General features: G+C 69.5%; 8 protein-coding genes and 1 pseudogene. 6 read left to right on the top strand and 3 right to left on the bottom strand.

Annotated features, from left to right (window positions below):
• On the bottom strand, nt 1-323 hold a 323-nt coding region (locus P3T27_RS39305), incomplete at its 3' end, for an IPT/TIG domain-containing protein (RefSeq protein ID WP_280686151.1).
• 2973 nt (nt 324-3296) lie between these two features.
• A complete protein-coding gene (locus P3T27_RS39300) occupies nt 3297-4049 on the bottom strand; it encodes an IPT/TIG domain-containing protein (protein ID WP_280686150.1) in 753 nt (250 codons plus the stop codon).
• A gap of 624 nt (nt 4050-4673) precedes the next feature.
• Between P3T27_RS39300 and P3T27_RS41125 the strand changes: the two genes are divergently transcribed.
• The 6 genes and pseudogenes from P3T27_RS41125 to P3T27_RS41120 form a co-directional block, all read left to right on the top strand.
• Nucleotides 4674-5114 carry a hypothetical protein gene (locus P3T27_RS41125; protein WP_348534202.1) on the top strand — a complete coding sequence of 147 codons (441 nt, stop codon included), beginning with the start codon at nt 4674-4676 and terminating at the stop codon, nt 5112-5114.
• A gap of 586 nt (nt 5115-5700) precedes the next feature.
• Nucleotides 5701-7086: an IS21 family transposase gene (locus P3T27_RS39290; protein WP_280686147.1), complete on the top strand. Its 1386-nt coding sequence runs from the start codon at nt 5701-5703 to the stop codon at nt 7084-7086.
• Nucleotides 7087-7443: 357 nt separating this feature from the next.
• Nucleotides 7444-9030 carry a Na+/H+ antiporter gene (locus P3T27_RS39285; protein WP_280686146.1) on the top strand — a complete coding sequence of 529 codons (1587 nt, stop codon included), beginning with the start codon at nt 7444-7446 and terminating at the stop codon, nt 9028-9030.
• A gap of 1160 nt (nt 9031-10190) precedes the next feature.
• Nucleotides 10191-11072: a hypothetical protein gene (locus P3T27_RS39280; protein WP_280686145.1), complete on the top strand. Its 882-nt coding sequence runs from the start codon at nt 10191-10193 to the stop codon at nt 11070-11072.
• Between the two features lie 568 nt (nt 11073-11640).
• On the top strand, nt 11641-12534 hold the full coding sequence (locus P3T27_RS39275; RefSeq protein ID WP_280686152.1) for an endo alpha-1,4 polygalactosaminidase: 894 nt from the start codon (nt 11641-11643) through the stop codon (nt 12532-12534).
• A gap of 106 nt (nt 12535-12640) precedes the next feature.
• A pseudogene (locus tag P3T27_RS41120) lies at nt 12641-13445 on the top strand (transposase); the annotation flags it as partial.
• Nucleotides 13446-13490: 45 nt separating this feature from the next.
• Here the strand turns inward: P3T27_RS41120 and P3T27_RS39265 are convergent.
• The gene (locus P3T27_RS39265) at nt 13491-15374 is read right to left on the bottom strand and encodes a DNA/RNA helicase domain-containing protein (RefSeq protein ID WP_280686143.1); all 1884 of its coding nucleotides are present in this window, start codon (nt 15372-15374) and stop codon (nt 13491-13493) included.
• Nucleotides 15375-15713 lie beyond the last annotated feature (339 nt).

Here is a 15713-nt window from a genome sequence, read left to right as displayed (position 1 = left end):
AGCGTCACCACCGACCCCGCCGCCCCCGACGCCGGACTGACCGAAGCAAGCACCGGAGCAGCGACCGTGTACGTGAACGCGACACCGTTACTGGTACCCCCCCACCACCACGCCACCACGGTCACCTGCACCGTGCCCGAGCCCGCCGGCACCGTCGCGGTGATCTGCGTGTCCGACAGCACCGTGAACGACGTGGCGTCGACGGCACCGAACCGCACCGCCGACGCCCCCGTGAACCCGCTGCCCGTCAGCGTCACCACCGACCCCGCCGCCCCCGACGCCGGACTGACCGAATCGATCACCGGAATGTTGTGATCAACCATGACTTACCCCCATGGGTTGTACAGTCTCCGAGTTGACGAATGTCGTGCGTGCGCAAGGCGCCTGAAGCGTCGGCTGTCTGCCCAGGGATGCGACGGGCGCCGAGGTGGGGAGCCCCGGTCGACGGAGGGAACATCGACCGGGGCTCGTCAGGGGTGGTGAGCCGCTGGGCGGCGGGACAGCCCCGCCCGAAGCGGGGCTTGTGCCGACTCCCGACCGCCGCGTCGAGCGCGGGCCGCCGGTCATCAGAGTCCGGGCGGCAGGACACGGGTGAGTGCGCTCGCCGGGGTCCCACCAGTGGTGAACGTCCTGGGCATCGGCGGTCCCGGGTACGGTGACGACCATCGGTCCGGCGTCCGCGACGTCCGCGAGCGACGCGAGCACATCTCCGGTCGGAGTCGGCTGAGAGGTCGCCGGATTCGTTCCGGGGAACCCTCACCGGCGGGCCCCGAGGTCGGGCCCAAGTGACCGGCACGACGACGCCTGGCCGACCGGCGAGCTCGTTGTCCGACTCGTAGGCAGTCGAGGTACGACGTGGTCTGACGCCATGACATGTGGCCCGGTAGTGCCGTTGACCCACGTGGGCCGGCACGAAGGGGCCTGTTTGTCCCCGTGAAGGAGCTCACCGCCGTTTGCCCGGGTCGCTGTCGTCGGGACGCTCGTCCGTGCGGCCGAAACGCCGTCCTCGGCCGATCCGCCCTCGGCGCCGCCTGTGCTTTCCACGGACGGACTCGGCCGAGCGCATCCTGCCGGAGTCCCGCTCAAAAACCTGGTCGTAGGCGGCTGCGGGTACACTTTTCGTCGTCGACGGTTCGCGCGCGGACTGAATTTCCGCCAACACCGTGGGTACGTACCACCCCAACAGAAGCCCCCAGCACCACAGCGCTGAAGTCGTCGTTCGACGGTACGAGGGAGAGGAGCCGGCAGACCACCCGGCCGCCGCACGGGCCAGCACGCTTCGGAACCTTTGGATTGCTTGCATGACGCCTCCTGGCGTATGTAAGCCGCCGCATCTGCCAGCACCGCCGAGACGGCGCCGGCAGATGGATCCAGATCCTCCACGGGGGTGCCCATCGCGAGCCGCACGTCACCGCCGCCTGAAGCACGGCGGGCGCCCGGCTGCACGTTCCCCCAGGAGGGTTGGGCGGCCCGCCGGTTGGATACAGAAAAGTAATCCAGAGCCGTGAAATCGGTGACAAGCCTTCCGACCCGCTTTCACCCGCTTGGCGCAGTGTCCTGCCATCTCCCGCAATCCGGAGAAATGGCCAGTGCCATAGCGGCGCGACCGACGCTGATCAGCGAAAACAGACCTGTCTGTGCGGGATTTGCGTGCTTATTCCTCACCCGGCAAGATCGCGACTTCCCTGCCCGCGGCCCAAGAGACGGCGCGGCCACGGATGGACAAATTCCCCACCTTCTGCCGTTCGGAATTGCTCATCCCAGCCGGGACGCGCCGCGCGAAGCCTCCGGCCGGGGCCGGCGGCTGGGCACGATCGACGCTCCCACCGAGTGGACGCCGTCTCCGCTCTCGTGGAAGTGAGGTTTTGGAGTCGCGCCCCACGTGGCGGACGGCGATCCGTGGCCTGGGCGGTTCGCGCGCTGTTTCACGGTCCGGCCGGGTCGATCAGTCTCACAGCCGTGTCAGAGTCCTCAGCAGCCCGGTACCGGCCGAGTCGCCGGCCTACCCGTGCAACCACAGCGATCAGCGGCCTCCAGGCCGTTGACGTGGCTGCAGACCCAGCCTTCGTCGCAGTCTCCGCAGAACGACCCGGGGCGGCTGCCAGGTGCTCCGCAAGCCCGGCTCAGCCGCAGCACCGGCGTACCGGGCGTTGGTGGCTTTGCCCAGGCCGACCCAGGACGGCTGCTCGGTTCCCATCCAAGTCGCGACCGCCACAGGCCAGTTCACCGGCCGGCTCGGTCACACCAACGGTGGTCGTTGCCGCAGTGAAGTCCCGAAGTGCCGTCGCCCCGCGGTGTGGACCGAAGTCGGCGGCCTTGCGTGCGCTGATCCAGATCGCGGCGATCCGCTGCACCTGGGCGCCCTCGGCGGCGGTTTCGCCGCTTTCCCCGAACCGTCCGGGAGCGGCGCTCGGATCGGCCGTACCGTCGGACGCTCTGCGGGCCGACGCGAGGCGGTCGCCCGGCTCTCCTTCCTCGTCGGTCTGCTTCCTCCCTTCTCTATCGCGGGATGTCCTGCGGACGGACCGGAAGAGGAGTGGACAGAGTTGGAGAACAGAGTTGGAATGCTTGCAGCACCTCCTGACGGTGCTTCAATCGAGTTCGCGTCGCGTGCCAGCACGGTCAGCGACAGCCGCTCATGAGGTCCCGTCATCGGCGAATGTTCAAGGGCCCGGTCCACGGCCGGAATCTCGACGCGGGCGGCATCGTCCAGCGCGCCGCAGCCGTGAACGCCGTGCACGGCCTCCGGTCGGTCGCGGCGCGTATGACCGGGCTTCGTCATGGCCCGGCGTGCCAGGAACGTCATCCGGCGGTCCGTCGGACAACAGTCGGATGCGTGTCCTCCGTCCCCGGTCTCCTTCACCGGCACGGCGCGGCTCGTCTTGACGCTCTGGGGATCCAGCGCGCGGGCGCCCGGCTCGGGATCACGCCCGTTCTCGTGCCAAGCACCTCAGAGGGCCGTTGAGCTTGGGCGAACGCCCCCGTCCTGCTGCCCGGCGGCGAAGTATCCGTAGACGGTCTCCCATGGAGCGAAGTCGTGCGGGAGGCAGCGCCGGGGACGCCGGTGCGGTCGGCGTACCGGATCGCTTCCATGATGCGACGAAGGTCACGCCCTGTGGATCGTGCCGGTCCTGTCGTGCGATCAGGCGGCCACCCCGTTCTTCCGGGGCCGGCCGAGGAATCGGGCACCGGGTGCGGTGGGACGGGATCTGCCCGGACGGGACCGATGACGGTCCCGCCCGGGCGGACGGCCTCGTTGGCCACGCGGTTCAGGTGGTCAGTGTCTGACTCCTGGCTCAGACCCCCGGGCTCGCGAGGTACTGGAACGGGGTCGCGGCGGTCACGCTGCCGGCCGTGTTGGTGACCGTGATGTTGGCCGGCCCGGGGGCGCCGTCGAGGGTGGGCGGCGCGACGGCGGTGACGGTGGTGTCGCTGATGACGACGAACGGGGCCGACTGGCCACCGAAGGTGACCGACTGGGTACTGCTCAGGGAGGTGCCGGTGATGGTGACCGCGGTGCCACCGGAGGCCGGGCCCGAGGCGGGAGTGAAAGCGGTCACGGTGGGCACGTCCACGTAGGTGTAGGAGAAGCCGTTGTTGGTTCCGCCCGCGGTGGTCACGCTCACCCCGACGGATCCGACCGCCGCGCCCGCGGGCACGGCGACGGTGATGACGCTGTCGCTGACGACGGTCGGCGTGGCGGTATTGGCCCCGAAGTGCACCGCGGTGGCGGTCGACAGCCCCGTACCGGTGATGGTGATGACGTTGCCGCCCGCCAGCGGCCCGGAGGTGTCGCTGAGCGCGGCCTTGAACGGCGCGCCGACGTAGTAGAAGTTCAGCGGGTTGCTGGTGCCGCCCGGGGTGGTCACGGTCACCTGGACCACCCCGCTGCCGGAGGGGGAGATGACGGTGACCGAGGTGGCCGTGTTGGCGGTGATGGTGGCCAGCTTGGAGCCGAAGTGCACGGCCGTGGCCCCACCGAGGTTGGTGCCGGTGATGACGACGCTCTGTCCGCCGCCGGACGATCCCTGGTTGGGGGAGATGGGCACGACTGCCTCCTTGAACGGGGTGAGGTGAACCGCGCACCGTGCGTGCCCAGGAAGAGTCACAGGTCACGCACGGTGCGGGTCGGGCCAGGCCCCGGCGAGGGCGAAACGGACGGCCGAGGCGGTGAACCGGGCGCCGGCGGACCGGTCCACGGGTGTGGCCGGGCCGCTTTCCGGGCGTGAGGGCGAGACGACCCTGGATGACTGTCGCCGGTCGCGGTGGCGGGCGGATCGTTCACGCCCCTGCCAGGAGAGCCCACGGCGCCACCGGTAGTGACCGGCCATACGGCAGGCCGACGCCCCACTCCCCCGGAGAGGATGGGCGACCCACCGGATTGGACACTCCCAGTAACCCATTGAGGTGACAAGCAGGCAAGGTGCTTGACGCCAGATCACCCAATTGGCGGCACGTGCTGGCTGTGAGCGTGGCCCGTCTCCGGCCTTCGGTCTCACTTCTCGCCGGTAGCGCCAGGGCGCCCTCCCGGTCGGTTGCGCCGGTTCGCACGACGCCGATGGTGACGGAACGTCGGAGCCCGCGTCAGCGTCGTGGACCAACCCAGGGCCGTCCCGCGGACGGCCCTGGCGCGGGGAGCGGGGCTTCCTCGCCGAGTAGCGGTCGGCCCTTCGGTGCGGGTGCGGGCCGCCGGCGCCGGTCCCGTCGGAAGGAATCGGCTCCGCCCCGCGGCGGCCTGGGACCCGGTCGCCGTCGACGAGGCCCACCGCACCGCCGGCTCCGAGGTCAAGGCCTGGGCCGCCGCCCGCGACGACGACCAGGTCCCGGCCGCCCGCCGCCTGTACTTCACCGCCACCCCGCGCATGGCCTCGGAGCTGCTGCCCGACACCGAGCGCCCGGAGCGGCCGTGGGCGCAGGCGGTGGCCGGCACCGACCGGCTGCGCGAGCGCCGGGCCGCGTTCGCCGAGGCCGCCGGCCGCGCCCGATTGCGGACCTCGCCCGGATACGGCTGCACGAGAGTGTGGTCGAGCCGTACGCGGGCGATGCGCAGCCGGCACCCGGGACCGCAGGGCGCGCTCCTCCTGGCCACACCGGCGGGGCCGTCCGAGGGTTGACCCCCTGGCGGCCGCGTGCGCTTCTGGTGCGCGGCGCGGAACCCTGCGAAGTGTCAACCGTTGCTGACGCCGGGCCTGGTGAACACCGGGCATGGGAGCAGACGGGGGGCGCGCGGGTGAGCGTGCACACCGGCATATGCCAGTGACCATTTCGCTGAGCGGCGGCACGGCAGGGCAACCGTCCGGGGATCCGTGCCCATGCGAACCCTGGCACGCTGAGCACAGTTGTGCGACGGGCGGCCAGACGCATGTCTGGCCTGAAATTCCGGGGAGAACCGCGAGCACTCACGTATCCGCAGAGGTCTATGCCAGTCGTCCCCCCATGGCACGCTTGCGAAAATCATTAAGCACTCAACAGTCGGGATCCGGCCGCTGTTTGGCCGAGATCCGTATGCGACTTGACATGGCATGCGTGGGGCCTTTGTCAATTGATTGCATGGTTATTCGCTCACTCAAATTGCACAGCAATCGACGATGTCTTGCAAAAACCTTTCTTCTCTCACTCCCGGGCTTCGTGTATATTTCCTGGCTTCCCATGGGTCCCATGAGGAAGCCGTACGCCATATCGAAGCCTGCTAGGAGTGGAATGCTGACCGGAGAGGAATACATCAACATCTGCGCCCTCCGATCCCGGGGGTTGTCCATCGCCGCAATCGCCCGTCTCCTCGGCCGCGACCGCAAGACCGTGAGCTCCTATCTGAGCGGGAAGCGCACGGTCGGAGTCCGCAGCTCCGGCCGGGACGAGTTCGAGCGGTTCATCCCCTACTGCCGCCGGCGGTTGCAGGACGATGCCCACTTCCAGGCGTCGACGCTGTTCGCCGAACTCGTCGATCTGGGCTACAGCGGCGGCTACTCGACCTTCACCCGCGCTCTGCGGACCCATCAGCTGCGTCCCCGGTGCCCGCTGTGCCAGCGTCCCCCCCGCGCCCGCCCCGGCCGGCCGGACAACGCGGAGGAAGTGCACTTCCGCTGGTTCGTCCTCTCCGACCCCCCTGCGGACTGGGGCAGTACTCATGCTTGCATCCTGGTAGGACGCCTGACCCACTCCCAGCGCTGGAGCGCAGCACTCGCAGAGCAGATCGATCTCGGCCACCTGGTCGACTCCGTCGACCGGATCCTGCGCCAGTTCGGCGGAACCGGCTGGCGCTGGCGCTTCGACCGGACGCAGCCGATCCACTGCCCGGAAGGTGGCAAACTGGCCACGGCGCTGGGCAAGGTCGCGAAGCACTACGGTGTTGTCGCGGATCTCTGTCCGGCGGGGCAACACGCCGACGACGAGGCGATCAGGCAAGCACTCGTTCTGTGGTGGCAGACCATTGGCGCGGACACCGGCCTGCTGGAGGCGCAGGAGAGCCTCAGCAGGCTGGCCAGGCTCATGGACGTTCGCCGGGCCGCGGCAAGCGGCGGCCACGACGGGTACACCGTGCCCGCTGCGACGGTCCTGCTCGACCTTCCCCACGACCCGTACCCTGCCAAGATCAGCGTGGCTTGCGCGGTCTCGGCCAACAGCATGGTGTCCTACCGGGGCAACCTCTACGCGGTTCCACGGCATCTGCACGGTCACACCGTGGAAGTGCGCCGAAGGCTCGGTGATCCCCTTCTGGCGATCACGACCCCTCGTGGAAGGGTGATCGTTCAGCATTCACTGGCGCCCGACGGTGCCAGCCTGTCGGTCATCGGCCGCCGGCACGGGATCAGCCTCGAACGCCCGCTCCCGGTATCGAGGCCGGCCTGCCACAGCAAGATGTACAGTCCGCCGTCCGCCGAAGCGCTCGCGGCGGCCCAAGAGCTCCGACAGGACGCCGGTCAGGAGGACGGATTAGAGCCCGGTCGACAGGCTGACGGTTCGCCGGGGCGCCCCGGCCGATCCTGGTCGTGGACGGGCGTTCTCGATCGGATCCGGAAGGAACCGACCGAGGGCAACGAGCTCGTCCGTTCAGAGGCCGTGATCCACCTCGCCATGCGTCGATGACATGACCCGACGCCCTACCGGCGAAGCCACACCAACCTGGCGAGGCGCCTGAACCCTGCCACGCGGATCGTCACCTGCCTGGATCTACAAGATCCATTGTCAGGTGTGTCCGCATCGTGGGGGTCATCTCAGCGGATGCCGCCCCCCGCCTGAGTGCCACCACGGCCTCGAACGGCGCCCCATCCCGGTGAGCGCATCGCGATGGGCGCGGCACTGTTTTTCACCGTACGCCGTCCAGGGGGTCCGTCCTTGTCGCCGGGGCCGCCGTTGGCGGTGCGCTGGCGTCCGTGATCCGGTTACGTTGATAGAGCACCTGGTCAGAGGGGGTAACAAGCCGTAACCCACTGGGGACGCTGTATGACTGGTCTGACCGTCATCCTGCTGCTCGTGGTCCTGGCCACGGCCGTGGCGACCGGTGCCCGGCGGTGGCGCCTGCCCGCTCCCTCGCTCCTCGTCATCGCCGGTCTGGTCGTCGGGCTCATACCCTGGGTTCCCGAGGTCCGCCTGCCGCCTCACGTGATCAGCGTGCTGGTGCTGCCGCCACTGCTCTACGCCTCGGCCGGGGAAATCTCCGTTCGCGACCTGCGCAGCGTGTGGCGGCCGGTGACCGGCCTGGTCTTCGGTCTGGTCCTGGCCTCGGCCGTCGCCGTCGGGTACGTCGCCCGAGCGATCACCCCGCTCACCATCGCGACCGCGTTCATCCTTGGCGCTGTCCTGGCCAGCACCGACCCCGTGGCCGTTACCGCACTCGGCCGGCGCCTGTCCCTGCCACCGCGGGTGCAGGCCATGGTGCAGGCGGAAAGCCTGTTCAACGACGCCACGTCGCTGGTTCTGTACAAGGTCGCCGTGGCGACCGCGGTTTCCGGCAGCGCCATCACGGTGTCCGGGACGGTCGAGCAGTTCCTGATCCTCGCGGGCGGAGGAGCCCTCATCGGCGCGGCGGTCGCCGCGGTGGTGACCCTCATCCGCAGACGGACCGAGGACCCCGTGCTGGAGACCGTCATCGCATTGGTCACTCCGTACGCCTCGTACGTCATCGCGGAGGACTCGCACGCCTCCGGCGTGACCGCCGTCATCGTGTCCGGGGTGGTCCTCGGCAGCACCGGCCACAAGCTCGGCAACGCCCCCGTCCGTCTCCAGGTCCACGCCGTCTACGACACCGTGACCTTCCTGCTGGAGAGCGTCGTCTTCGCCCTCATCGGTCTCGAGCTCCCTTCCGCGGTCCGTCACCTCGCGCACGACGAGCACGGCTGGCCGCTGTGGGTGCCGGTGATCGCCTTCACCGTGCTGGCGATCCGCCTGCTGTGGATCTTCCCGCTGTCCGCCCTGATCCACTACCGGCACAGGGACGGCGACAGTCGCCTCTCCTGGCGTGTTCCGGCCGTCCTGTCCTGGGCGGGCACCCGAGGCGTCATGCCGCTGGCCGCCGCGCTCTCCATCCCCCTGGTCACCGACACGGGGGCGCCGCTGCCGCACCGGGCGCTCGTTCTCACGCTCACCACCGGGACCGTCGCGCTCACCGTTGTGTTCCAGGGCTTCACCCTCGCTTCCGTCGTCCGCCGCTCGGGCATCGCTCTGGAACCGGAGCACACCGCCCGGGAGGAGGCCCGGACCCGCCGACGCATCGCCCACACCGCTCTCGAAGAGCTCAAACAGCTCGGCGATCTGGATGAGCTCGCCGAACTGGGCGCCGCCGCCGAGGCCGCCGTGAAACAGGCTCGCCGCGATCTGGAAGCGCGCATCCACCAAGCGGAAGACGCCCACTACAGCGACCCGGACGCCCGTCCCGCCGACGCCTACCGCGAGATACGCCGGACACTCATCGGCATCGAGGCGGCCGAGCTCCAGCGCCTCTACGAAGCGAACATGATCAGCAACGCCACCCGGCGCCGGATCCAGCGCGAACTCGACCTCGAGGAAACCAGCCTCCGTGCCCGCGACTGACGAGTCCGCGCTGCGAGCGATACCCGCATCCAGATCGGGCGGAGCGACAACATGCAGCTCTACCGCTGCCCGCCCTCCTTCGAGCACCCGCACACGGAGGTCGTGCCACAGGTGGCTGCCCCCTGCGACAGCCCTCCTCGACCTGTGGTGGGAGACACGCCTTCTCGCCGAGCGCGAGGCGAGGCCGCCCGTCGCGAGGACCAGGAACGCCTCCGGGGCGCCCGCGCCGAGCGCCCGCCCGGGCCTGGACCTGCAAGGGTTTGTAGGTCGCTGGAGGCCGCTCCGCGTCTGCTGACGGGGCCGTCCCAGGGGAACGCGAACGAGACGCTGCAGGGCTGGCAGGTGTGGCCGCGGTACGCGGGGAAGCGGCTGTCGCGGCTGGGTGGACAGCACGTGCGGGATCGTTTCCGGGTAGAGCGCGCTCGGCCGTTCGGGTGAGAAGCAGGTCTTCTGATGGCTACCTTCTGTAACCCTATGAGTTACTCGTAGCGATTACACCCGGTGGGCCGCCCATCCCTTGCCGGGGGAATGCGTTGGACCTCAGGAGACAAACATGTGCTCCCGGTCCGGCAGCCGTCGGGCGCCCCCGGTAAGGAGCCAACGTCATGTCGGCTGTCGTGAACGCGACGGCCTTTGGACGTCGACGGTCCCCGTTTGACCGGAGGGGACGTCATGACCTCAGCGACTGACCGCCTGACAGCAGGGCCGGCGGCGACGGACGCGACCGTGCCGGTCGGGGCGGGCCCACCGGGATCGCGGTCACCCCGAACGGCAGCCGCGCCCACGTGGTGAACAACGCGGCTGTCAGCGTGAACGTGATCGACACCGCCCTGAGCAAGGTGGCATTCACCCCAGACTCTCTCTCCTCCTACGTGAGCGACAACGGCGCGAACACGGTGAGCGTCGTCACGACCCCCGCCGGCCGTCAGCCCGAATCAAGGACCCACCGGAGGCGGTGCCGGGGGCTCTGCCATCGCTGACGCACGGACGTTCACCCCCTGCGCCCCCGACAGCCGCAGGCCGGGTGCCCGAACAGGTGCGACCAGACCACACCAGAGGGCTCAAGCCACCACGAGCCTGGTCCCAGCACACCCTCGACCCGTTCCCGGACACGCCGCACGCAGCCCCGTGAACGATCCACTCGACACCAGGGAGAAGCGATGAACCACAGCAAGCTGGCGATCCGAACGCTGGGCGCTCTCGGGGCGGCCGCCCTCATGGTCACCGGTGTGGCCGCCACCCCGGCAGCCGCGCAGACGTTCGTCCCGTGCACCACCGACGCGCTGGCGAGCGCCATCACCAACGCGAACACCTCCGGCGGCACGCTCGCCCTGGCCCCGGGCTGCATCTACACCCTGACCACCCCGCTGCCGTCCATCCAGAACACGATCACCATCAAGGGTGACGGCGCCACCATCACCCGTGACCCGGCCGCGCCGGCCTTCCGCATCCTCACGGTCGACTCGACGGGAAACCTGGACCTTCGCGAGGCCATCATCACCAACGGTGACGCGACGGGAGGCTTCGGGGGCGGCATCCGCAACGACGGAGTCCTCACTGTCAGGCGCAGCCTCATCCGTGACAACCACGCCGACTTCTCCGGCGGGATCGGCGGCAACACCGGGTCCACCACGCACGTCGACCGCAGCCTCATCAGTGGCAACAGCGCGCTCCACAACGGAGGCGGTCTGGGCAACGACGGCGACATGACCATCGACAAGAGCACTGTCGTCAACAACAACGCGCTCGAGCTGGGCGGCGGAGTGGCCAACGACGGTACGCTGAACGTCTCGCGAAGCTCCGTCTACGACAACTCGGCATCCGGGCCCACGGGTGCGGGCGGCGGAATCGCCAACTTCGGCGGTGCCGGCGCCACCACCACGCTCACCCTGAGCAAGGTCGTCAGCAACTTCGCGACCAACGCCCCTGGAGGCGTCTACAACGACAGCGGCAGCGTCACGCTCAACTTCACCGCCGTGCTCGCCAACAACCCGACCAACTGCTTCGGCAGCCCCACCACGGTCCCCGGCTGCGTGGCCTGACCCACCGAGCCCGCTGTCCGCAGCCTCCACACCTCGCCGGCGGCCAAGACCTTGGCCGCCGGCGTCGATCACCGCCCGGTCCCTGACGCCGCCGACAACCAGATGCTGCTGTCCGCCGACCCCGATGACGCGATCACCCTGCTGTGTCTGCTTCTCGCACGGAACCTGGCTGCCCGGTAGCACCGCAGCCGCACTACTACGCGGCCTCGCCGCCCCATCGACGCCCTGCCCGACGAGGCAGGCGATCAGGGGGCACTGCGCCTGACCGCTGCCGCCGCGAAGCGGCCGTGGTTCTTCCGGCCGGGACGAAGGCTGCCGCGCTGCGCTCTTCCACGCCGATGCGGCGCCACTCGACGTTCTCATACGATCAAATCGCGGGCGCACGACGGCGGTTCCGTCGCCCGGCGCGATGCGCCTGGTCCTCCCTTTTCCCCGGACATTCCTCGATTCCCCTGTCGTCCCGGTTGTCCCTTCTCGGGAGGAAAGCACCGGGGTGGTCCTTCGTGTTTCCGGCACCGCACGGGGGGAGCTGCCCTGAGGACATGCCCTGTCATCCTGGAGTTCGATGATGCCCGTTGACCATGGTCGATCCCGCAGGTCGCGGGTCAGGATCGCCGCAGCGCTGACGATCTCGGCGGCAGCCGTTCTCGCAGTCTCTTCGTGCAGTTCCTGCGGCGGAACCGCGGAACCGGCGGTGACGGTCTCGCCTTCCACGTCCGAGGGAACATCGGCATCGGCGACGGCCTCGCCCGCCGTGACGGTGCCTCCAGTGCACGCCGGGTTCGACTACCAGATCGGCGGGCCGTACCAGCCGCCGGCCGGTGTGTCCGTCGTCAGCCGCGACCACGGGGTGTCCCCGGCACCGGGGATCTACAACATCTGCTACGTCAACGGCTTCCAGGCCCAGCCGGACGCAGAGCAGGAATGGGACCAGGACCTGTTGCTCCGGGACCAGGCTGGCAACGTCGTCCACGACACCACCTGGAACGAGGCGCTGCTGGACATCAGCGCGGACACCAAGCGTCAGCGGATCGCTCTGAAGGTGGACGGCTGGATCGACGAGTGCGCCACCAAGGGCTTCAACGCCGTCGAGCCGGACAACTACGACAGCTACACACGGTCGGCCGGACTGCTGGGCGCGGCCGACGCCGAGGCGTACCAGTCTCTACTCGTCGCGCACGCCCACGGACAAGGCCTTGCCATCGCCCAGAAGAACGCGGCGGAGCTGGCCCCGGACCGGCAGCAACTGGGCCTCGACTTCGCGGTGGTGGAACAGTGCGGCACGTACGGCGAGTGCGACCGTTACACCCACGCGTTCGGCGACAGCGTATTCGACATCGAGTACGACGAGCAGGGCCTCCAGACGGCGTGCACGACTTGGGGGACCCGCATCAGCATCGTGCGGCGCGACCTCAACGTCGTTCCACCGAGCAACCCCGGCTACCTGCGCCAGACCTGCTGAACCAACCCCGTCACCCGCTCGTGTGCCTGCAGGGTCTGTCCAGTCGCTGGACAGACCCCGGCCTTCGTCTGATCATGTGCTCCGACCAAGGATGCGCGTGACCAAGATGAAGGCCGTGAGGGTGAGTCTGCTGCCAGATGCCGTCCGGAGGGAACCGTCCGCGGAAGCGTCACGTTTCCGGGGCGAGTTCTACGAGCGTCTGACCGCCCGGCGTGACGAGTTGTTCGAGCTGGTGGACGCCGTGCTGTGTGCGGACGGTGCGGTGAAGTCCCCGGTGGATCTGACGCTGTTGCCCGAGCACCGACGTGGGCACGGAGCGATGTACGGCGGCTTACACCACGGCCGGATCGACGTCGGTCGGCTGCGGACCGGGCGCCACCCGCCTGGCCCGGGTCCTGCGCGACTTCCCCGTCGAGCTGGTCGGCCGCATCCGCTCCGACTGTGTCATGCGCCTGCAGAAGCTGCCGCGGATGCACGGCGCCAACGGCCGGGCGCCCAAACACGGCCCGGAATTCCGCTTCACCGAACCGGAGACCCGGCCCGAACCCGCGATCACCACAGCCACCGACACCGCCCCACTACGGTAAAGGCCGAAGCCCAGGCATGGGACCGGGTCCACCCACGGCTCCTCCTGGCTCGACCACGACGGTGAACTACCCTTGGCCGAAGGGACGTTGACGCGGTCGAAGATCGAGTATCTGTCGAAGAACCGGGATGCCCCTCCGGTGCGGTTGTGGTCCTCGAAAACCGGCTCTGCCCCCGCCGATGTGGACCGTTGCTGGCAGGCATCTCTTCACCGCTTCGATCTGGATCACCTCTTCCGCTTCGCGAAGCAGATCCTCGAATGGACCACCCCGAAACTCCGCACTCCCGAAGCGGCGGACCGCTGGACCTGGATCCTGATCGTCGCGCGCCGCGGTCTCGGCGAGGTCCGAGGGCACGTCCTCTTGGCGGTGTCAGGAGCCGGGCAACAGGGAGGCCAGGTAGTCCTGGGTCTCGGGGTCGGTGGAGTAGAGGCGGGTGCCGTGGGTGGCCCGGGTGGCGAGGACGCGGTAGGTGTTCAGCGCGTACCTCAGGTATCGCCGTGGCGACAGCTCCCGCAGTTGTCTCGCGTCGTGGCTGGCCTCGGGGTGGGCCTGCCAGCGGCCGTCGCGGCGGACCAGGTCGGCGCCGAGGATGACGGCACCGAAGGCGTATTCGAGACCCTGGGCGGTGTAGATGCAACCGACCTGGTCGTGGCCTCCCTCGTCGGTCGCCCAGAAGGGGCGGGGCGGGACGTCGGGGAATCCGGGGACGGGCCGCTCGGCGCGCAGGTTCCAGGGGCGGGCCCAGGAGTGCTCGTCCTCGTCCGGGCCGTGCCACCGGATGGCGACCTCGGGCTCCAGCGGGGGGACGGCCTCGGCGTTCCAGGGCCAGCAGAACCCGGCGGTGATCCGGGCGCTACGGCCCTGCGCCGCATGGTCGTCGACCCAGGCGGCGAGGGCCTGCGGGTCCGGTCCCAGGGCGAGGTCGTAGCCGCCGCTGTTCCACGGTTGCGGGGTCCGGTCTGCGGAGAAGAGGAGGTCGACCCACTGGTGGTAGGCCTGGGAACCGTTGCAGCGGAACTGGGTCTCCAGGTCGACGCGCCGCATCACGGCCCCGGACTCGCGGGCGTGGCTCTCGAGCTCGTCCAGGGTGATGCCTTCGGTGGGACGCACGATCTGACGCTCGTCGAGGAACAGGACCAGGACGCCGACCCGGTCGAGGAGGTTGCGCAGGGAGGCGGGAAAGCCGGAGGTTCGCTGCTCGGGGTAGGTCTCGGCGCGGTGGGCCTCGTCGAGGAGGACGACACTGCTCTTGTCCAGCCCGCTGGGCGGCTGCTGCTTGAACGTCGCGACGAGGCCGCGGGACTCGTCCTGCAGCAGCCGCTGGAGCTGTTTGGTGAGGGCGCCTGACGTGGTGAGCAGACGGGGGTTGCGCCGTTCCATGCGGCACAGCTCACCCATGAGGCGGGCCGCGATGGCGGTCTTGCCGGTGCCGGGGCCGCCGGTGACCACGACCAGGCCGCCGGGACCCTTCCCGCCGGCTTCCTTGACGGCGTCCAGGATCGCGCGGCGGGCACGGTCCTGCTCGCCGACGAGGGGGAACCGGTTGCGGCCCTCGATGTTGTCGGCGAGTCGCTGCAGGGCGCGTTGGGAGGGCCGGTGCTCGCCGGCGAGGAAGCGGTCGATGGCGTCCTTGGGCGCGGGCGTCAGGCCTCGGCAGTGGAGACGGTCCGCCAGTTCGTCGGCGGGGACGCTGTCGGCGATGTCGTCACGGCCCAGCAGCGGGAACTCGGCGCTGGGCGAGTCCGGGGGCAACACGGCACGCAGATGCCCGAGCAGTTCGGCCCCGGCGTTGTGCAGGAGCGCCACGCCCCGTGTCTGGATTCCGGTTCCGCCGACGGCCCAGTCCCTGAGGTAGTGGACGTAGCCGCCGACCTGCCGGGCGGGGTGCGGCAGGGTTCGCTGTCCGACTTCCAGCATTCCGGGTTCGCCCGGTGCGGGCACGGCCCACGTCCACTGCTTCAGCTCGACCACCACCACCGTCAGCTCGACGTCCGTGTCCTGGCCGACGACGGCCATGTCGACGCGCTCGCCTGTCCCCGGCAGCGACAGCTCCAGCAGGACGTCGAGGTCTCCCAGGCCTGCGCGCACCAGGGCGTCGAGCAGCACCGGCCAGCTCCGCCGCCAGCTGCCGATCTCTTCCTCACCCGGGTCCATCCCCCGTCGGCTGCGGAAGCGTGCGACGCACTCGTCGACGAACTCCGGCCGGACGCTCTGCCGTGCCGCCTCGCTGATGGTCCCCCGGTGTACGTACATGACCGATGAATACCACCGGCGTCCGACAGTGGGGTCTCCGGGGCTTCCCGATCGGCACGGGCACCCCTGGCCGGCCACTACTCCGAAAGTAACGGAATGTCCGTACCAGAGTCGCTTGGGTCGCTTCGGTAGCTGGCAGGAGCGCTCACGCGCTTCTCGGGGTGCCTTTCACCGGTGTCTCTCCCGCTGACAGCGACTGAGCCTCTGCTGAGCGACCCAAGCGACTGGAGTGACCCGACTCCGGAACCACGGGCACGTACGTTCACCTGGGGAACAGACCACCGGGGGCGGGCGCTGGGCTGTGCCTTGGCGGCAGTCACAGCTACTGAAGCGACCCAA

Origin of the sequence: Kitasatospora sp. MAA19, assembly GCF_029894125.1 — a bacterium.
Lineage (GTDB): Bacteria > Actinomycetota > Actinomycetes > Streptomycetales > Streptomycetaceae > Kitasatospora.
The sequence above is the reverse complement of the archived record's forward strand: the minus strand, read 5'-3'. Positions and strand labels throughout refer to the sequence as shown.